Origin of the sequence: Methylobacter tundripaludum (assembly GCF_002934365.1) — a bacterium.
Taxonomy (GTDB): domain Bacteria; phylum Pseudomonadota; class Gammaproteobacteria; order Methylococcales; family Methylomonadaceae; genus Methylobacter_A; species Methylobacter_A tundripaludum_A.
Genome location: NZ_PTIY01000011.1, coordinates 146,700 through 167,133, shown reverse-complemented (window position 1 = coordinate 167,133; position 20,434 = coordinate 146,700). Strand labels below are relative to the sequence as shown.

Here is a 20,434-nt window from a genome sequence, read left to right as displayed (position 1 = left end):
TTTTATCCGTTGCGGCTAATATTTCAGCGATGCGCTGACAAAATAGGTGCGCTGCGGATAAGGGTGATTTTCAAAGGCATTGGCACCGAACACGTTATCGATCCCGGCTGTAATCGTGCTTTTCAGTTTTGGATTGATCGGCAATTGATAAGAGGTCTTTAAATCGACGAAAGTCGATTCATCGGTGCCGCCCATGACATTTGCCGCAGTATCGGTGTTGGATAAAGTTTGATACGAATCGCTGCGATAACGGACGCCCACAGACGCCGCCCACGGCCGAGTAATATGATAAGTCGCCGAGCCGTTGATTTGCAGGCGGGGTATACGATCCCACAGCTTGCCCGTGTAGTTGGCGCTGTTAGTCCCGATAGGATTGTGCTCGATAATGCGCTTGTCCATTATCGTGGTGTTAGCCATTAAATCGACAGGCAGATTAAACACCTCGTTCTGTTGATAGGTCAAATCCACGCCAATGGCTTCGGTTTTGTCAATCGGCTGAAAGGTTGTGGTCGTCTGGCCGTTAATGGTTACCGAGGTGCTGTTAATCTCGTTGTGGATCTGGTCAAAAAAGATGTTGGCCCGGACATAACCTCTGGGAATATCGTACTGGGTCATGAAGTTATGAAAATAACCGTCCTCAGGCCCCAAACCGGGAGCCGCCGTAGTAATGCTGTTCAACCTGGACAAACTGGCGAACATTTCTTCGGCAATCGGGAAGCGATACGCCTTGGAAAACGAATAGCGGAAAGTCCATTTGTCCGGCGAATATTCCAGCGAGGCTTTAGGCGAAATACGGGAAGCGTCGCGATCGGCATAGTTTTGAATGTTGTTGGTCGCGCCGAAAGTCCGCACATGTCCGTCGAGAGCTTGCCAATGATCGAATCTGCCGCCGGCCATGATGCTCCAGTCCGGCAAGAATCGCCATTCCAGCTGCGAAAACGCGCTGTTGGTTTGGGTCGCGCCGCCGCTGTCGTTGGTGCGGGCGCCGACCGTTCCGGCCGTGTAATTATTGGTGTCGTACACATCCAGGTTCAGACTGGCATGGTTGAATTGATAGCCGCCCATAAAGGACAAATCGTTTCTTCCCATAAACTTGTCGGTCGCCAATTTCAGGTCGTAAGTCGCCCACCAGGGTTTTTCATCGGAAATCTGGCCCTTGTTTTGATTCAAAGGATGGCTTGGATTAAGATTCGAGCTGATCGTTCTGTCCTTGAACGCATCGTAAAAGCTGGCGGTGGTGTCGATGCTCCAATCGTTCGAGATTTTTCCTTTTAAGCCCAAGCCGTAATTTAGCGCCTGGCGCTGTGAATCGCTGACCGAAAAGACCGAACCGGGCACCGCAAACCTTCCGGCCGCTGTTCTGTAGTTGGTGCTGGTTGAGAGACCGGCTGCTGTTCCGCCGCCCCAAACCTTGTTGCCCGCCGCATCTCTTAACAGCGTGTTCGGGTCGTCAACTTTGCCGACGCGGTCTTCATAGGCAATGGTAAAACGTCCTTGCAACTCTTCGGTAAAGTCGTAAGCGAATTTGGCCTTGAACAGATCCGTCGTTTGTTGGGCGACGCCGATATCGCCGTAGGCAATCGCCGGAGCACCCGTGGTTGTCTGGTAACCTTCACCGCCGGTGACCGCCGTTCCGCCGGCTGCCGTGCTTAAAGCCGCCGCATTGACGGTCTGCGGTTGGCCTTCGTTTTCAAAGCGGTTATAAGAGGCCCAGACGCTGAACTTATCGAACCGGTCGCCTGCTGAAATAAAGGTTTTGTAACCCATTAAGGTTTCATTGCGCCCTGACCTGTGCATAGTCTGAAACATGCCGGTGGCGTCCATTTGGGCTTCGAATTTTTCCGGCATTTTAGTGATCAGGTTAATCACGCCGCCCATCGAGTTGCCGCTGTATTGCGATGAGAACGGCCCGTAAAGCACTTCGGCCGAATCGATTTCGCTGGGCGACACCATCGACCATCTGGGCGCTCCGCTGTAAGTGGTGCGCAAAGGGTTATGCAGCGGCATGCCGTCTGCGTAAACCATGCTGTGCGCGGTTTGAAACGAGTTTGAGCTGCGTATGCCCAGGGTGCCGTTCGGGTCGCCCATAAAGCGTTTGCGTATCAGTACGCCCGGAGCGTATCGGATAGTATCCTCAACCGTTGTCGCGTTGACTTTTGTTTTGACGTCTTCCGCATTAATCGTATAGGTAGGCGTCGCCTTGGCCGTATTGGGAAACCATTTATAAGCCTCTGCTCCCTCGTTTTGCCCCTTGATGACTTGAGTCGCCAAAACCTGCGGCTGATTTGTGTTTTTTGCCGTCTCTTTTTTCTGTGCCGGTTTGACAGCCTTCACTGGCTCGGCAGCAACTCCGCTGCCTAAATAAATTGTTCCCAGTAACAGTAGATATTTTTTCATTGTTTTAGTTTTTATAGTTGTGGGCGGTCTGCCAGTAAAAGCACGTTGCATGCCAAACCGCTGTCTTCGCAACAATATTGACTATCGGGACCGTCGCACTTAAATTCCTTATCTTCGGTAATCAATTGCTTACAACTAATTGTTTAAACGTTTTGTACCTTTAATGGATTTGCCCTATCGCGGCTTGCGTAACATATCTTTAATATAAACAAGTCATATGACGCACTTTAGCGCGTTAAATAACATAGTTTAATTTGACCGCAACGTCGCCGTCCGGCTAACGCAATTGACAAAGGGACGGTACGAGACTGTCTTTAGCTAAAAAATATAACTGGATCGGGTACTTAGCGGAAGATAACGCATTCAAGAATTCCGTATGTCCCGAGCCTGTCGAGGGACGGGCGAAAGTTGGATAAAGCAGTGAAACCGGCGGGATTGAAGCCGCATCAATCCCGCCGGTTCTGCTTTTTAGGGTTTGTGGTGCATTAAATGGCCGGGCATGGCATGACGGGCGTGATCGCTTAATTGAGCGTCGAACCATTGATGAATGGCTTCAATCAATTTTAGATCATCCGTTGAATAATCGATCTCGGCTCCATTAGGCAGCTCCTTGTAGGTAATTTTGATCCGGCCTGGTTTAGCCGCTCTCAATTCCGCCAAACCGGGCATGTCTTCGCCATGAATCTTAGCCGGATTGGAAAAATCGCCTTGCATAAATTCGTTTGAAATCTTTGTCAGGTGCTGACGGATTAACTTGATTTGATCGGCATTGGAATTGTCTTTGACCACGACCTGTTGCAACCCGCCTTTTCCGGTTTTTGAGAAAACATGCGTCGTCTGCTCCAAGTCGAACGGCATCACATGCGAACCGCGCCGCACAACCTCGTCAAGCCGCTCATCGCCCGCTCTTTCCGCCGCCTGGAGCGATGCCGCTATAAACAGCCACATTGATAGGCATACGACTAATCGTTTCATTGCTTAATTTCCTTTGCTCAGCTGGAGCGACTCTATTCCGGCATTGGCGATTGCATCAATGCCGGAACAAGACCGCCCAGTGCTTGTTAGTAGTTTACCGTCATGCCGACATTGAATGAACGCCCCATGCCGGGAACGGCTATTCCGGCCGTGCTTACTTCGCCGATATAAGTACCGCCTAAAGGCAGCGCATAATTTTTATCGAGAATGTTGTCTATGCCGCCATCGACGCGTAAATGCTTCCAGGTATAGCTGCTGCGCAGGTTGAGCAGTGCGTAACCTGCGGTTTTAGGCTCTACCCGGACGGTTTGCACGTCTGTTTTAGATGCGACCAGTTGGGTTTCAATCGTATTCGACCAAGCGCCGCGACGATGCTCAAGCGCCACCGTCGCATTGAACGGCATCTGTTGATACAGGTTGCCGCCGGTGTCGTTGTTCTGCCCCCTGACATAATTTAAAACGGTTTTACCGGTCAGGCTGCCGTATTTAGCGGTATCCAACAACAGCTTGGACCCGGAAACATCGACGCCGAACAGGTGCGCATCGTAGTTGCCCAGTTGCAGAAAATTAAAGCCCCCGGACGGGCTGACGCATGTCTTGCCGTTCGCTGTCTGGCAAAGACCGGCATCGATATAGTTCTCGACATGGGTGTAAAAGGGCGTGATTTTAGTTTCCCAGTCTTCCTGATTCGCGTCGTGCCAGTTTGCTGTCGCGCTGACGGTGTGGGCGACTTCCGGCTTAAGGTTAATGTCGCCAACATAGCCGTTGGCGTCGCCGACCCAGTTATTCATAAACATAGCCATTGAGCCGCGTGACCAGGCAAAGCGCTCGTAAAGGTTGGGCGAGCGGGATTTTCTGGCGGCCCCCAGCTCATAAGTTTGCATGTCGTTGAAGGTGTAGCGCACCAATGCCGTCCAATCGATATTAATGTCGGTTTGCTTCTTGTTTTGACTGTTAACAGTCCGCGCTTCCGACGTAACCATGCCATAATCCATCACATTACCGGCGTTCATTTCCACACCGCCAACACGCGCGCCTAACTGCGTCAGCCATTGCTGGCTCCAGCGGCCTTCCCACTCGGCAAACAGATCTACGCGATCCCGTTGTCCGCCATTGATATTCCAGAATGGCGCGGGACCTCGCATCATATTTTGCATCATTGTTGCTGGCGGCGGCAGAGTCGGACCAAGCGGATCCCACCAATCATCCAAGCGATAGCGCTGATATTCCCCGCCCACGGTCAACAAATGTTTGTCGGTAATATCGATGTTGGCTTTTACCGACAGGCCCTGGTTAACGCCATAGGTCTCCATCGGCATGCTGCGGGTCGGCGTGGACATTTTGTCCGCCAGGAAGTTCATCTTGTGCTTGGCATCCTCGTGATAAGCCCGCGTTTCCAGATTACCCCAGTTGAACTGGCTTTTAGTGAAGATATTGGCGAACCAGCTGTCGTCCCCGGTCATATCCATACGCACGTTGGGGAAGGCCTGATAAGGGATGTTTTGCTGCCCGACCTTGATCACTGCCAGATGGTCGTCGTTGCGCAAGGCCAGCGACAGCGATTGGTTCTCGGATTTATACGCCGAAGAACTCACGACATCATTGCTGTTTTTTGTATTTCGAGTAGTGAAATCTCCACCCGCCTTGTAATTACGGGCCTGCACCGTCGAACCGGTGTACTTAAGTTCGGCATATTCGTTCGCTATCGAGGCCGAAATATTGCCTCCCCGCGCATCGCCGTTGCTGCGGTAAAAAGTCGAAGCCTGACCTTTTATAAGGGGACCCGCGCCTGCTTCAGCAAATTCGGGATCGGCGGAGTTAACGCGAATCGTGCCGCCGATGCTGTCGCCGCCCATGCTGACCGGCGTGATTCCGGCAAGCACCTGGGCGCTCAGCACGCTGGACGGAGCAACGTAAGACAGCGCCGGATTCATATGGTTGGCGCAAGCCGAAATCAAATTCATGCCATCGACTTGAACCCGCAAGCGATCATCCGCCATGCCGTGGATAATAGGCCGGCTGGAAATGCCGCCGCCACCGGAGAAACTCATGCCGGGCGTACCTTTAAGCATTTGCGCGGTATCGCTGGTTGCCGTTCTGGACAAGACTATATTGGAATGGTCGAGATAACTGCCGAACGGCTGGTCGATATTGGACTTTTGCGCCTTGATGGTCAGCACATCCAAAACCGGCGGCTCCGCTATCTTGTTTGCGCTCTCTTTTTTTGGGCCGGATTTGGCATTGATTTTTTCCGTACCCACAGGCTCGGCCGCAATTGCGCTGCCTAAATAACCGACCCCCAACAATAGTATGTATTTTTTCATTCTCTTCTCTAACTTTTTGTCTGCGTAATAATATTTATCAAAATTTCATGACGCGCAAACTAAAGCACATTACATGCCAAATATTTAACCCATTGTAAATAAATAACTATGTGGCCGCGCCGATCCGAGGCTTTAAAAAAGTGCGTCATATCCCGCACTTTTAATAGGTTAAATAACTCGTTGCGCAGGCTGGCCGGGATTGCACTTCGAAGTTGAATCCGCTCTTGGGAATTTGCGCGACTAAAGAAACCATCGCACCCGTTCAAGTTCATATTGAAACGCCGATTAACGAGACTGCGGCGCAAGCAGCCGCACCCGGTGTGTTGGGTCGCAATTTGAAGATCGTTGCCGCGCCGAATAATTTCCGTTTCGGCACGGCGAAAGAAGCCCCAGATCGGCTAATATTTGACTGTTAGGCCAACGAAAGCCGAACGCCCCATGCCGGCGACGTTTCTACCCCAAGGCGGTGTTACGTCTGGCGTAGTCGTCGGATTCATGCCATAGCGATCGCCCAGATAGGATCCTCCCAATGGCTGGTAATACTGCTTATCCAGCACGTTATCCAAACCGACATCCAAGCGCAGCATTTTCCATTCGTAACCGGTACGGGCATTCACCAAAATGTAGGACGGCGTGGTGGTTTCGTTCCTGATGGCTTGCACGTCGTCTTTGCTGTCAACAAACTGCATTTCCACAGCACTATCCCAACCCTCCCGCTTGTGATCCAGACTCAGCTTCATATTGAACGGCATCATATGGTAGAGGTCGCCGCCATCCATGCGTTCACCCCGCACGTAACTCATAGCGGTGTGAGTGGAGAAATCCCCGTAGGTTTTATCGCTGAACAAATCCGCGCGGCCGGAAACGTCCATACCCCACAAACGCGCGTCGTGGTTGGCATATTTAAGGTAAACAAACCGTTGAGTCGCGGTCTGGTTGCCGGCGTCACAACCGCTAGCCGCATTGGTAGATCCCGAGCAACGATCCGCATCGATAAAGTTATTCACATAAGTAAAGTACGGGGTCGCCTTGACTTCCCATAAACTGTTTTTCGGCTCATGAAATGCAGCGGTAAAACTGACGGTATGCGCCGTTTCCTCAGTCAAATCCATGTTGCCGATATAGCCGTTACCGTCGCCAAACGCACCGTTCATGGCCATATCCATTTTACGGGCGCCCCAGGTATAGCGTTCGTACAAGTTCGGCGCACGGTTTTTACGGGCATAACCCAATTCGTAGTCGCTGAGGTCGTTAGGCTTGTATTGAGCTAAGGCGGTAACATCGAAAGTATCGGTGTTGCGTTCGTGGTCTCTCGCATTGAAGGCATTGGCCGCATTCAACGAGAATCCCGCGCCTGCGGCCGCAGCGCCGCCCAATAGCCTGGGATTGTAAGGCTGTACAGCCCCGGTATCGGTGTTGGTATGGTCGTAACGCAGCCCCAATAAGGATTTCCACTCTGGAGACCATTTCGCCTCCCATTCTCCAAAGAAACCGACCCGATCGCGCTCGGCATTGTTAAGATTGATGAAATTTTCCGGCGCCATCATCCAATAGGCCGCTCGCGCATTTGCCGGCTGGCTTGCCGGAATAGAGGTGTTGTTATGTACCGCCGGCCAAAAATCATTGATCCGGTTGCTGTGAAATTCGTTACCGATTTTAAAAGTGTCGCGTTCGGTGAAAGGTATTTCCGCCTGAATCTTGTAACCCAGGTTCCGGCCCCTGCTTTCCATCGGCATGTAGTCATTGGGCGGCGCAAAGCTTCCGCCGCCGGCTGCATTAAGATAACGATTATGCTTGTCTTCGCCGATATTCATGCTGTGTTGAGTGCTTTCGAAGTAAAAATTGCTATCCAGCAAACCCCAGTCGAATTTGCCCTTGTGCGTGATATTGCCAAAAATGCTGTCATTGTTGGTCAAGTCCATACGCGCATTAGGAAAGTTCTGATACGGAACATGCTGTTGTCCGCCTTTAATAACCACTAAATGGTCATCCGTCTTGAACGACAAGGAAGCCGCGTGATTCTGGTTGCGATAAGAACTGGACTGAACATTGTCGCCATTAGCATCGTTGTAGTTCATGCTTTCGGTATGTGAGCCGGTATAGTCCAAGCGCACGTTTTGATTAGCGATGCCGGCGGCAATACTGCCCCCAAAGGCATCGCCGTTGCTGCGATAAAAGCTCGACGCGCTGCCGTCGATCAAAATATCCTTGCCGGGTTCGGCAAAAACCGGATCGAGCGACTCAACGGAAATGGTGCCGCCTATGCTGTCGCCGCCCATGCTGACCGGCGTCACCCCCGACATGACGGTGATTTTGCCGATATTGCTGCGATCAATATAAGACAGCGGCGGATTCATGTGATTAGCGCATGCGGAAGTAATCGTCATGCCATTCACGTTAATCTTAACCCGGTCATCATTTAAGCCGTGAATGACGGGCAGACTCGACACCCCCCCGGATCCGTACAGACTAACGCCAGGCGTATCTTCAAGCAGTTTTGCCGTATCGCTGACAGCGGCCTGTTTGGTACGGATTTTTTTATCGTCTATCTCCGTTGTATTCAAAGATTCGGAGATTGGAAGCTTATGAGTCACCGTAATAGGTTCCAGCGTTACAGCCGAACCGGATGGCTTGGTATTGTTGTCTGCGGCCAGTACAGCGGGGGCGAAGCATAGCGGTATTAATGCAAGCATTTTGCTATGGCATAAATTTCCGCCAATAGCATTTTCACCCTGCGTTTTTTGAATGTTTTTTTTCATTCTCTTCTCTAAATTTTATTTATACATAAGAATTAATCAGTATTTCACGATATGTTAATAAAGCACGCACCATGCCAGCTCGCTAACCCATTGTAAGTACTGACCTACATGAATTCATTCGGCCGGCGCTTTGGAAAAGTGCGGCATATGACACACTTTTAGTGTGTTAAATAACATCGTTTAATAGATTTCCCACGAATGACTGTTCGAGTCCGGCAAAACGCCGGATTACCCCCTACTCAGTGCGCAACACAGGCATACCGGCTTGTCCATGGCAAGAACTAACAAAAGCCGTTTAAAATCGGTTAAAATAATAATTTCCGACAATAATCCTGCAACGGGTTGATAGCTTTCATGCATACAAAATATATTACTGATGACTTGAGGATTTGCGCGACTAAAGAAGTTATCGCACCGGTTCAGGTTCATACTGAAATGCCGATTAGCGAGGCTGCGGCGCAAACGACAGCACTGGCCAGACTGGACATACACAAAGTTCTGGCGGGACAGGACGATCGGCTGGTTGTGGTCGTGGGGCCTTGCTCGATTCATGATCCGGTAGCTGCGCTTGACTACGCCCAGCGTTTGAAAGCGGTTAAAGACGAGTTAATCGATGACCTGGTGATCGTGATGCGGGTCTATTTTGAGAAACCGCGCACGACGGTGGGCTGGAAAGGCCTGATTAACGACCCTGACCTGGATTCCAGTTTTAATATCAACAAGGGACTTCGCATCGCCAGACGCTTGTTGCTGGACGTGAACGAAGCGGGCGTTCCGGCCGCAACCGAATACCTGGATTTGATCACGCCGCAATATGTTTCCGACTTGATCGCCTGGGGCGCAATCGGCGCCAGAACCACCGAAAGTCAAGGACACCGGGAGTTGGCTTCGGGCGTGTCCTGCCCTATCGGTTTTAAAAACTCCACCGACGGCACGATAAAAATCGCCATCGATGCGATAGGCGCGGCAATGAGTCCGCACCACTTCATCTCGCTGAATAAAGCCGGACATTCGGCTATTTTCTCAACCACCGGTAATGAAGACGTGCATATCATTTTAAGAGGCGGTAATGATCGTCCTAATTATGATGCGGTCAGCGTCGAGCAGGTCGCCGAAGGCTTGGTGAAAGCAAATCTAAAACCGAACATCATGATCGATTTCAGCCATGCCAACAGCTTGAAACAATGCCAGCGGCAGTTGATCGTCGGCGACGACGTCGCCCAGCAAATCGCCAACGGCGACCACCGGATCATGGGCGTGATGATCGAAAGTCATCTTAAGGCAGGCAATCAAAAGGTTGTTGAAGGACAGCCGCTGGTCTACGGACAAAGCATTACCGATGCCTGTTTGTCCTGGGACGATACCGTTCCGTTGTTAAAAGAGCTGGCGCAAGCGGTGCAAAAACGCAGAGCCGTGGACACCAGCCGGAGTTTAAGCAGATGATAGTTTATGTAAACGGCGAAACCCGTGACTACGCTGAAAACAGCACGGTTGCCGATGTGGTTAGCGATTTGGGCTTGACCGGCAAAAAAATTGCGATTGAATTGAATAAAGAAATTCTGCCGTTTCAACAATACGATACACAGGAATTAAAGGCCGAAGATCGCCTGGAAATTGTTCACGCGATCGGCGGCGGACAGGATGATTCTTTCCTGCTTGCCGGGGTCAAATATCATTCAAGACTACTGGTCGGCACCGGAAAATATAAGGACCTGGAAGAAACCCGTCTAGCGATCGAAGCCAGCGGCGCACAAATTGTGACGGTCGCAATACGCCGCACCAATATCGGCCAAAATCCGGGCGAGCCTAATTTGCTGGATGTCATTTCGCCGGACAAATACACCATCCTGCCCAATACCGCCGGTTGCTATACCGCGGAAGACGCGGTAAGAACCTGCCGTCTGGGCCGGGAACTACTCGGCGGCCACAACTTGGTCAAGCTGGAAGTGTTGGCCGACCAAACCACCTTGTTTCCCGATGTCGCGGAAACTTATATCGCCGCCGAATTGCTGGTCAAGGACGGCTTTGACGTGATGGTGTACACCAATGACGATCCGATTGCGGCCAAACGGCTGGAAGAAATCGGCTGCGTGGCAGTCATGCCGCTGGCCGCGCCGATCGGTTCGGGCTTGGGCATACGCAATCCCTATAACATAAGGACCATTGTCGAAAACGCCAAGGTGCCCATTTTGGTCGACGCCGGTGTCGGCACCGCGTCCGATGCAGCCATTGCGATGGAGCTGGGTTGTGACGGGGTATTGATGAATACCGCGATTGCCGCCGCCAAGAATCCGGTACTGATGGCCTCGGCCATGCGCAAAGGTATCGAAGCCGGCAGGGAGGCGTTCTTGGCGGGACGCATGCCGCGTAAGCGTTTTGCTTCAGCGTCATCGCCGATAGACGGCTTGTTTTTTTAATTTTTAGGGTCAGCCGCTTGCGTCAATACTGTTGATTTAACCCTTTCTCCGTTCGCCCTGAGCTTGTCGAAGGGCAATACACGGATGACTTAAGCCGCTCATGCTTCGACAAGCTCAGCACGAACGGCTTAAGTCAACTGTATTGAACCAGCTCCTACCATCGAAAATCATTACACCTTTATGCTCGCTCCTGAACAAACTCCCACACACAGAATCCGCAGCTTTATCCGTCGCCAAGGACGCATCACCCAAGGCCAACAATTGGCTTTGGAGTGTCATTGGGACAAATATTGTCTCGACCCTGCTGTCGACTACGATTTCAGCCAGGTTTTCGGCCGCACAGCGCCGTTGATTGTCGAAATAGGCTTCGGCACCGGCGACAGTCTGGCGAAGATGGCGGCGGCCAATCCCGAAAACGATTATATCGGCATTGAAGTGCATAGGCCGGGCGTCGGACATTTAATGCTGCTGCTGGACCAACAAGGCCTGACTAACGTCAGGATTTATTGCCACGACGCGATTGAGATTATTGAGTGCAAGATCGCCGACAACAGCTTGGCCGGTGTGCATTTGTTCTTTCCCGATCCGTGGCCGAAAAAGAAGCATCATAAACGGCGTATCGTCCGCCCCAGTTTTGTCGATTTATTAGTTAGGAAGTTGCAGCCGGGCGGTTATTTTCATGCGGCGACGGATTGGCAAAATTACGCGGAACACATGCTGGAAATATTGTCCGCCGGAGCGGGACTTGGCAATACCAGCCCTACCGGCGACTATTGCGAACGCCCGGAATACCGGCCGTTAACACGATTCGAACAGCGCGGTTTACGCTTGGGACACGGCGTTTGGGATTTGATTTTCAAAAAAAAATGAAACCTATCCTAATTCAATGTTTATACGATCGGTTCCGCGCTACTCGCGAATAACTCCTGCATCCATCCTACGAGCTGTGAACATCCAGCTGCATCGCGTTAATAATGATAGCCAACTCGTCGCGCCGCCGTTTCAACGGCCCGAGTTCCGCTTCAAGGCTGGCAATATTTTCAAGAATGCCGTCTTTGGATTCGTTAATCTTCCTCAGCATTTGCAAGCGGCCTTCGATCTGTTTTTTATGATCTTTGATTTGATGCATCAAAGGCGTTAAAACCCCGTTACTCCAGGTCGTGGCGTCTGCATGCGCCTGTTTGAGTATATTTCTGGCCTTGGCGATCAGCGTGCTGTAAAGCTTGTTGATAACGATGCTTTGTTCCGACATCGTGGTTTTGGCGCTGGAACGGAAGGCTTCGCCCTCATCGAAAATCTGCTCCAGTTCAATCTGGTATTGTTTGATCGAAAACAGTTGCGGCTCGATCTCCTTAAAACCGTATTCATCCTTGAATTTTTTGTGTATCGCTTTGACCAGACGCCGGGTTTCATTGGTGCTATCGACGGAGTCCTGCAACAGGTCGCGCAATTCATCGAATAATTTACGGATATTCTGCTTCATGCCGTAGGTGGTCAGGCTCTTCGCCATGTCGTGCTTGGTGGTTTTGATGATCTCGTCGACTTTTTCTTTGGCGAAGGAGTCAATCAACGCCTGGGCTTGAACGGCAAAAACCCGGCGGCTGGCTTGGAAATTCTCGACATTGGTCATGTAAAGGTTTTGCCGGTCCCGCGTCTCGGCCATCAACTTATCCGTCATATCCCGATTCTGAAAGTCGATCTTTTTGAATTCCTCAAGCTGGGCAACGGCATTCGACAATGACGTGTTGATTAAATTGAACGACTCTTTAACCAGAAAACCGATGTCGCGGTTAACGGTTCCCAGCAGAATATTTTTGCGCTGTTTTAAAATATCGTTGGCAAGATAGCTTTCCAATGCGGTCAGGCGGCTTTTGGTCAGCAAATCATCATCGGCTTTAACCTTGGCAAGCAGGGCTTGTTTGGCTGAAACCGGAAAAATGACATTTTCATTGATTTTTAACGTCGTCGCCGACGTTTTTATCTGCGAATGTATGGAATCGTCGTAGCCGTTTTCGCCGGCAAGATCGTCCCACATCGCATCGATTTTATTCATCACCACGGCTAGACCCTGCTTGCTGCCGCCGCGATTATGGCAAACATGGTTATGCCACATTTCCAGGTCGCTTTTGGTAACGCCGGTATCGGCCGCGAGCACAAAAATAATGGCCTGGGCGCTGGGCAGCATGCTTAAGGTGAGTTCCGGCTCGGTTCCCAGCGCATTTAAGCCGGGCGTATCCAATATCGATAAGCCTTGTTTTAATAACGGATGGGGAAAGCTGATCAAGGCATGGCGCCAGCAGGGAATCTCCACTTTTTCAGGCTTGATAACGCCCTGCTCCGCCGCCTCGCGTTCATTCCACAGGCCCAGTTTGTCGGCAACATTCCGGTCAACCAGCTTGGTAGCGACCAACTCCTTAAACGCTTCCTGCATTTGCGTGGGCGAGTCGTAGTCAAGGTCTATCTGGGTCCAGCGCTCAGGATTCTTTTTAAATTCAGATAGCGGAATATCTTCAAGCCGACTTTCGATATTCAGCAAACGGATATAATTGCCGCCGTTTTCATCATGAAAAAGCTCCGTCGGCGACATCGTGGTGCGCCCCGGCGAAGACGGGAGTAATCTGACGCCTGTTTCGGCAAAAAACAGGGCATTGATCAGTTCGGTTTTACCGCGGGAAAATTCGGCGACAAAAGCCAGCGTGATCTTGTCCGATTGCAGGCCGCTAAGAATATTTAAGATAGTATCAGTGCTGTGAGAATCATTCATGCCATAGCGATTACGCCATTGGTGATACATTTCTATAGCTTGAACCAATTTTGCACGCCATTGCGAATATTGGTGCATTTGATCTTTAAATTCCATATTCCTCATGGCGCGCCTTTTGTTGCTAACATGGTTTTAATAAGCTATAGAAATGTCGGCAACCGCTTCATGCGGTGCACTCCCCCCCTGCGTCCCGGCAGTCGTCAGGTGACGGTAATTTTCGGCTAATTGTAGTCTATATCTTAAGAACTGTTAGCTTAAGACGTTTATTTATGTGCGTATCAGACGCCGTAAAGACGCTGATAGTCTTTTATCGCATCAAGCAGAAGCGGCGCGTTCAACGCTTCGGCATTAGCGGTCAGATACTCAATAATATTCGCCAGAGTGATGATGGCAACGACCGGCATTGCAAACCGGTCTTCAACTTCGGAAATAGCGGAAACGTCATTTTGGCCTTTTTCCTGCCTGTCCAGCGCGATTAATACGCCTGCCGGTGTTGCATGGGCATTTTTTATGATGTCTACGGATTCCCTGACCGAAGTGCCGGCGGTAATCACATCGTCAAGAATGAGCACCTTGCCCTGTAGCGGCGCACCGACCAGACTGCCGCCCTCGCCATGATCTTTCGCTTCCTTGCGGTTGAAAGCGAACGGAATATCCCCGCCGGTTAGCTGGGCATAGGCAATCGATGTGGCGCTGACCAGCGGGATGCCTTTATAGGCGGGACCGTACAAAATATCCGGTTTAATGCCGGATTGAATCAGTGCCTGGGCGTAAAACTGCCCCAGTTTTCCGAGTTGAGCGCCGGTATTGAATAAGCCGGTATTGAAAAAATAAGGACTGGTGCGGCCCGATTTCAACTGGAATTCGCCGAATTTTAGTACGCCGCATTCCAGTGCATAGGAGATAAAGTCTTTTTGATAATCAAGCATACGGTTCAAGGTTCAAGGTTCAAGGTTCAAGGCTAAAGGCTAAAGGCTAAAGGCTAAAGGCTAAAGGCTAAAGGCTAAAGGCTAAAGGCTAAAGGCTAAAGGCTAAAGGCTAAAAATTGAAAACGTTCTAAAACCGCAACGCAAACTTTTTTGCCCTTCGCCCTTCGCCCTTCGCCTTTATTATTTATTTCGTGTTTTTCGTCGATCAGCCGCCGTTTTCAGGAATGAATTTCTCTAAAATATTGTCCAGAAAGTTCCAGCCTTGTTCCGAGCAATAATAGTGATTATCTTGCCGGGCAAGCAAGTTTTGTTTCAAGCAAGCCGATAAAGCAGGCTCCAGCGTGGCAGGCTCAAGGCCGGTGGCGGCTTGATAAGCGTCCAGCGTAAACCCCTGCTTCAGGCGCAAATGATTCATGATAAATTCCAACGGCAGCTCCGGCACGGCAATCGCATCGGCTCCACCGCTTTGGTCCGGGTTGCTTAAATACTGCTCCGGTTTTTTAGGCTTGAAACTGCGCATAATTCGATCGGGCAATGTCTGGCTGATTTTGCCGTGAGCGCCCGCGCCTATGCCCAAATAATCGCCGAACCGCCAATAATTCAGGTTATGCCGGCATTCCCGGCCTTGTTTGCTATAGGCGGAGACCTCATATTGCAGGTAGCCGTGATCCGCCAATAGTTGCTGGCACCGTTTTTGTGTGCCGAAGATCGTTTCGTCATCCGGCAGTTTGGGCGGAAACTTATGAAACCAGGTATTGGGTTCCAGCGTTAACTGGTAAAAGGAAATATGCGTAGGATCAAGGCTTATAGCCGTTTCCACGTCTATTTTGCTGCTGTCAGGACCCGCGCCCGGCAAGCCGAACATCAAGTCCAGGTTGAAATTATCGAAACCCGACTGGTGGGCAATCTCGGCCGCATGGATAGCTTCCTGCGCCGAATGAACCCGTCCCAAGTTTTTTAATATCGAATCGTTAAAACTCTGTATACCGATCGATAAGCGATTGACGCCCAGCGCCCTGAATTCAGCAAATTTACGGCTCTCAAAAGTCCCCGGATTGGCTTCCAGGGTAATTTCCAGGCCGTCTTTAAGTACCAGCTGTTGTTCTATGCCGCGTAATAACCAGTCAATCGATTCAGGAGCAAACAAACTGGGGGTGCCGCCGCCGATAAAAATACTGCTGATAGGCCGGGTGATGTTATAGCGCTGTATGTCGCCGGCTAAATCAGCCAGCAGCGCTGTGATATAGGCCGATTCCGGCGTATCGGCTTTAATCGCGTGTGAATTAAAATCGCAATAAGGGCATTTTTGAATGCACCAGGGAATGTGAATATAGAGACTAAGCGGCGGCAAGAGATTTTTTGGTATTTAGTTTAGAATGGCTTAATCAGGTTCGCATCGCGTACCTTTTGAGCTTGGAGTGACATTAAGAAAATGGTACGCGATGCGTACCCTACCTGTCTACATGCCTTTTTGTTGATGGCAAACTATTTTTAAAGCGAGAGTATATGCGACTGTTACTGGTTGAGGACGATGAAATACTGGGTGATGGACTGGTCGAAGGCCTGAAAATGGAAGGTTATGCGGTTGACTGGCTAACCAACGGCAAGCTGGCCGACGAAGCGCTGAAAATTAACAGCTATGAATTGATCGTGCTGGATCTGAACCTGCCGGACATGGAAGGCCTCGATATTTTAAAGGCGTTGAGAGCCCGCAAAGATGAAACGCCAGTGATGGTGTTGACCGCCAAGGATACCGTTTCCGATCGCGTGCTGGGCCTGGATAGCGGGGCCGACGATTTTGTGATTAAACCGTTCGAGCTGGACGAGGTTTGCGCACGATTACGCGCATTGGCGAGAAGAAACGAGGGCCGCAGCGTGCCCAATATCGAGTACAAAGGCATTGTTTTGGACCCGGCTTCGCACCAGGTGACCTGGAACGATGAAAAAGTCGATCTGTCGCAAAAGGAATTCGAGATATTGAGCTTTTTAATGAGCAATATCGGCCGGGTTATTTCCCGCGCCCGGCTTGAAGAAAGCCTGTACTCATGGGATTCGGATGTGGAGAGCAATACCGTCGAGGTCCATATCCACCACCTTAGAAAAAAACTCGACCCGTCAATTATCCGCACCGTCAGGGGTGTGGGTTATATTATCGATGAAGATTAGGATTAACTTTAATAATGGAATACGAATAAAAAAGGCGAAAGATGAAAGGCAAAGGGCAAAAAACACTTTTCGCCCTTTGCCTTTCGCCTTTCGTCTTGTGCCTATCAGTATTTACCAATCTAACCCACATTCCATTTCCCTAATTGCCAAGCAATCACACCGAGAATTAATGAATTATTCGCTGCGCCATCTGCTGTTGTTTAGCCTACTCTCCGCATCCATGCTGATCTGGGGAGTGACGGCCTACATGAGTTATAAAGTCACCCGCGACGAAGTCGCCAGCCTGTTCGATGCGGAACTGGCGCAATCGGCCAAAGTGCTGCATGTGTTTGTGGAAAGCCTGGTGCGGGAAGGTTCATTATCCAAGCATTGGGCGCAAGCGCAAACCGACGACCGGCTGCACGTCAACACCCGGCGCAAGCGCAATACGGAAAGCGCTTTTCAGCTCTGGGCCAAAGGCGACGGCTTATTGCTGCGCTCGGAAAATTCGCCGGAATTTGCGGTTCTCGGCGTCAACAAAAAGAATATTGACGATCAATTATGGGATGTCTTCGACGGGCTTTTGGAAGCCAGCTCGTTAGGCCATAAATACGAACGAAAAATCGCTTTCCAGCTGTGGTCCAAAAACGACGGCTTATTGCTCCGTTCGGAAAGCGCGCCGACCTTTGCCTTTTCCTCTGCGGCTAACGGTTTCAGCGAAACCAATATCGATGAACATTTGTGGCATGTGTTCAGCATTTCCAGCTCAAACGACGAATATATTATTCATGTCGGTCAAAAGGAAGAAATTCGCGCCGAATTAACCGATGAAATATCGGCGCAATTGGTCATGCAATTCCTGGTCGGACTGCCGATTTTAGGCATCGTGATCTGGATTATTGTCGGGCATTCGTTAAAACCGCTTAACCGGCTGGAAATAGCGTTATCCAGGCGGGAAGCCAGTTTTCTTAAGCCGCTATCCAGTAAAAAACTGCCCAAGGAAATCATCCCCGTCGTCAATGAGATCAACAACCTGTTTGCCCAGCTTGAGCAGGCTTTCGAACACGAGCGCCGGTTTACCGCCGATGCCTCGCACGAATTAAGGACGCCTTTGGCCGGACTACTGACCCAGGCCCAGGTCGCGCTGCGTACCGGCGATGAAACGGTCCGTCATCAGGCTCTCAGGAGGATTGAACAAGCCGTTAACCGCATGACCTACATGGTGCAGCAGCTGTTGACCTTCTCGCGCATTGAATCGGGAACCGAGTATTTAGCCAAAGAAACAACGGTGCTCAGCCGTGAAGTGGTGCGAATCATTGCGGAACTGGACCCCGAAGCGCATAAAAAACGGATACACATGGAATACGATGAAGCTAACGCGGTACCCATCGTAGCCAACACCTTGCTGATCAATATTTTGATCCGAAACATTATCGACAACGCGATCAAATATACGCCGGCTCACGGAATGGTAAGGGTCAGCTTAACGGGCAAGGAGCATTGCGTGGAGCTGTGCGTTGAAGACTCGGGGCCCGGCATCGCGCCCGATCAATATGAAAACTCGCTAAAACGCTTTCACCGCTGCGTTGAAACCGCCAATAAAGCGCAAGGCACCGGCCTTGGTTTTTCGATCGTGCAGCGCATTGCAACGATACATGGCGCCGAACTGGTTCTGGACGAGTCCGAATTCGGCGGCTTGAAAGTGACCGTCGTGTTCCCGTTACCGGCCACCCGATCTGTCGTTAAAAAGAATGTGGGTAAATTAAGTTTTTTTACCATCAAGAAAAGCTCTTGAGGGGCATGTTGCCCGGTTCGAAATGTTTTAGTGCGGCAGACCTCCCAAGAACGTTATGGACGCGTTTGGCAGCAGAGCTTATAGTCAGGGACGCAAGCTTTGCTTGCACAGGCAGGCGCAGGCCTGCACTCCTGCCGAATTCACGCACCAATGACCTACAAGCCGCCCTAAACAAAGAGGAGTAAACCGATGAAAAAAACTATTCTGCTAGCCGTCCTGGCTGGAATCGCCGTATCCGCCCTGTCCTTTTCCTGCATCGCTCAAGCTGAGCCCGACAACAACCTTAAGGTCGTTATAATCCGGCATGGTGAAAAGCCCGATCCCGGCGACAATCTGTCATGCCAGGGCGAGAATCGCGCCCTGCAACTCCCGGCGGTTCTGTACCAAAAATTCAACATCCCCGATTATACTTATGTCCCTACGCTGGGGCTGGGCAAAGCGACCAAACACGCCAGAATGTTCCAGACGGTTAGCCCATTCGCCATTAAGTATAATCTGACGGTCGACAGCAAATACGAGGAAGACGATTATTCAAAAGTCGCCAAAAATGTACTGGAAAAAACCGGTACGGTTCTGATGGTCTGGGAACACAAGGCGATTCCGCATATTGCCGAGCAGCTGGGGGTAAAAAATCCGCCTTCCTGGCAAGGTCAGGATTTCGACAGTATTTGGGTCATCACTTACCCGGAAGGAAAGGCCGAATTGTCTATCGACCAGGAAGGACTCAAACCGTCGGCAGACTGCAACTTTTAAAAATAAACCACGAATAATCGATCTCCCTAAGTTTCCAAAACAACAATACGATCATCGTCATCCGCAATTTTGCTTCAAAGTCGTCATGCTGCGGGGATTAGCTCCTTCCGCATGGCGGCTTGGCTAACATCAACCTAAGGAAGCGCTGAACAAATCGATTCCGCTCATGGTTCGACAAGCTCACCACGAACGGAATCAACAATTTACCGTTCGTCCTGAGCCTGCCGAAGGACTTAATCAGCGCTTCCCTAAATCATCCGGCTCCTCAATAACCGGATTGACCAGCGTCCCGATACCCTCAATTTCAATCCGGGCGGTTTGCCCCGGCAGCATATAGCCGCGCGGCTTCATTTTTACGCCAACCCCGGCCGGCGTGCCTGTGGCGATCACATCGCCCGGCTCCAGTGTCATCGCTTGCGACAAATAAGCGACCATTTCATAGCAGTTGAAAATCATGTTCCGGGTATTGGAGTTTTGCCGCAGTTCGCCGTCTATCCAGGTTTTTAGATTCAGGTTATGCGGGTCGGTAATTTCATCGCCGGTCACTATCCACGGACCTAGCGGGCCGTGGGTATCGAACGATTTGCCCAAGGTAAAGGTCGGCGAACGAAACTGCCAGTCGCGCACCGAAACATCGTTGGCGATGGTGAAGCCGGCAATGACTTGATGCGCCTTATCGACCGGCACATGGCGGCAGCGGGTGCCGATCACAAACGCCAGCTCGCCCTCATAATCCAGCTTATCGGAGACTTTGGGCCGGTGTATCGCATCGCCGGGCCCGATCACGCAGGTGCTTTGCTTGGTGAAAAAGCTGGGGTATTCCGGCTTATCCAGGCCGGTTTCGTCGATATGGTCGGCATAATTCAGGCTAACGCCTAAATACTTGCCCGGCCTTGGCACCGGCGCATGCAGCTTGACCTGCTCCAGCGCGATACGGCCCAAGCCGCTGTCGATCTGCTGCCGCATCGCATCCAGCGCGTCTGCGCCTGAGCTTAGAAATTCAAGCATCGTTGCCGGGATTTTAGTATTATTTTTGCCGTCAACGACAAAGCCTTCAACGACAGCGCCTACACGGGTTTCGTGATTATGAGTAAAGGTTACCAATTTCATAAGTTAAGCTTATCCGTACAATTTTAAATGCCGCTATTGTAAACGTAAGAGTTTGTGCAAAAAAAA

At 50.8% G+C, this 20,434-nt stretch carries 14 protein-coding genes; 6 read left to right on the top strand and 8 right to left on the bottom strand.

What is annotated here, in order from left to right:
• Positions 1-15: 15 nt before the first annotated feature.
• From B0F88_RS14205 to B0F88_RS14190, 4 genes are all read right to left on the bottom strand, one after another.
• Positions 16-2,397 (bottom strand): TonB-dependent receptor, encoded by a 2,382-nt coding sequence (locus B0F88_RS14205; protein ID WP_104424586.1) that lies wholly within the window; start codon positions 2,395-2,397, stop codon positions 16-18.
• Positions 2,398-2,865: 468 nt separating this feature from the next.
• A complete protein-coding gene (locus tag B0F88_RS14200; protein WP_104424585.1) occupies positions 2,866-3,372 on the bottom strand; it encodes an aspartate carbamoyltransferase in 507 nt (168 codons plus the stop codon).
• Between the two features lie 86 nt (positions 3,373-3,458).
• A complete protein-coding gene (locus tag B0F88_RS14195; protein ID WP_104424584.1) occupies positions 3,459-5,696 on the bottom strand; it encodes a TonB-dependent receptor plug domain-containing protein in 2,238 nt (745 codons plus the stop codon).
• 398 nt (positions 5,697-6,094) lie between these two features.
• Positions 6,095-8,455: a TonB-dependent receptor plug domain-containing protein gene (locus B0F88_RS14190; RefSeq protein ID WP_104424583.1), complete on the bottom strand. Its 2,361-nt coding sequence runs from the start codon at positions 8,453-8,455 to the stop codon at positions 6,095-6,097.
• 354 nt (positions 8,456-8,809) lie between these two features.
• On the opposite strand from B0F88_RS14190, the gene aroG reads away from it, so the two are divergent.
• From aroG to trmB, 3 genes are all read left to right on the top strand, one after another.
• A complete protein-coding gene (gene aroG / locus B0F88_RS14185) occupies positions 8,810-9,898 on the top strand; it encodes a 3-deoxy-7-phosphoheptulonate synthase AroG (protein WP_104424582.1) in 1,089 nt (362 codons plus the stop codon).
• On the top strand, positions 9,895-10,872 hold the full coding sequence (gene thiS / locus B0F88_RS14180; protein ID WP_104424581.1) for a sulfur carrier protein ThiS: 978 nt from the start codon (positions 9,895-9,897) through the stop codon (positions 10,870-10,872). The genes aroG and thiS overlap by 4 nt, the downstream gene beginning before the upstream one ends.
• A 180-nt stretch (positions 10,873-11,052) precedes the next feature.
• Positions 11,053-11,742: a tRNA (guanosine(46)-N7)-methyltransferase TrmB gene (gene trmB, locus B0F88_RS14175; protein WP_104424580.1), complete on the top strand. Its 690-nt coding sequence runs from the start codon at positions 11,053-11,055 to the stop codon at positions 11,740-11,742.
• A 67-nt stretch (positions 11,743-11,809) separates the two neighbouring features.
• On the opposite strand, the gene B0F88_RS14170 is transcribed toward trmB, so the two are convergent.
• The 3 genes from B0F88_RS14170 to hemW form a co-directional block, all read right to left on the bottom strand.
• A complete protein-coding gene (locus B0F88_RS14170) occupies positions 11,810-13,741 on the bottom strand; it encodes a dynamin family protein (protein ID WP_104424579.1) in 1,932 nt (643 codons plus the stop codon).
• Positions 13,742-13,914: 173 nt separating this feature from the next.
• Complete coding sequence (gene pyrE / locus B0F88_RS14165) at positions 13,915-14,565, bottom strand: orotate phosphoribosyltransferase (RefSeq protein WP_104424578.1); 651 nt, start codon at positions 14,563-14,565, stop codon at positions 13,915-13,917.
• A gap of 205 nt (positions 14,566-14,770) precedes the next feature.
• Positions 14,771-15,916: a radical SAM family heme chaperone HemW gene (hemW, locus tag B0F88_RS14160; RefSeq protein WP_104424577.1), complete on the bottom strand. Its 1,146-nt coding sequence runs from the start codon at positions 15,914-15,916 to the stop codon at positions 14,771-14,773.
• A 155-nt stretch (positions 15,917-16,071) separates the two neighbouring features.
• Between hemW and B0F88_RS14155 the strand changes: the two genes are divergently transcribed.
• The 3 genes from B0F88_RS14155 (at position 16,072) to B0F88_RS14145 (ending at position 19,258) form a co-directional block, all read left to right on the top strand.
• On the top strand, positions 16,072-16,731 hold the full coding sequence (locus B0F88_RS14155; protein ID WP_104424576.1) for a response regulator: 660 nt from the start codon (positions 16,072-16,074) through the stop codon (positions 16,729-16,731).
• 169 nt (positions 16,732-16,900) lie between these two features.
• The gene (locus B0F88_RS14150; RefSeq protein ID WP_104424575.1) at positions 16,901-18,505 is read left to right on the top strand and encodes an ATP-binding protein; all 1,605 of its coding nucleotides are present in this window, start codon (positions 16,901-16,903) and stop codon (positions 18,503-18,505) included.
• 189 nt (positions 18,506-18,694) lie between these two features.
• Entirely contained in the window at positions 18,695-19,258 is a 564-nt protein-coding gene (locus tag B0F88_RS14145; RefSeq protein ID WP_104424574.1) for a histidine phosphatase family protein, read from the top strand.
• Between the two features lie 237 nt (positions 19,259-19,495).
• On the opposite strand, the gene B0F88_RS14140 is transcribed toward B0F88_RS14145, so the two are convergent.
• Positions 19,496-20,368 (bottom strand): fumarylacetoacetate hydrolase family protein, encoded by an 873-nt coding sequence (locus tag B0F88_RS14140; protein WP_104424573.1) that lies wholly within the window; start codon positions 20,366-20,368, stop codon positions 19,496-19,498.
• Positions 20,369-20,434: the final 66 nt, after the last annotated feature.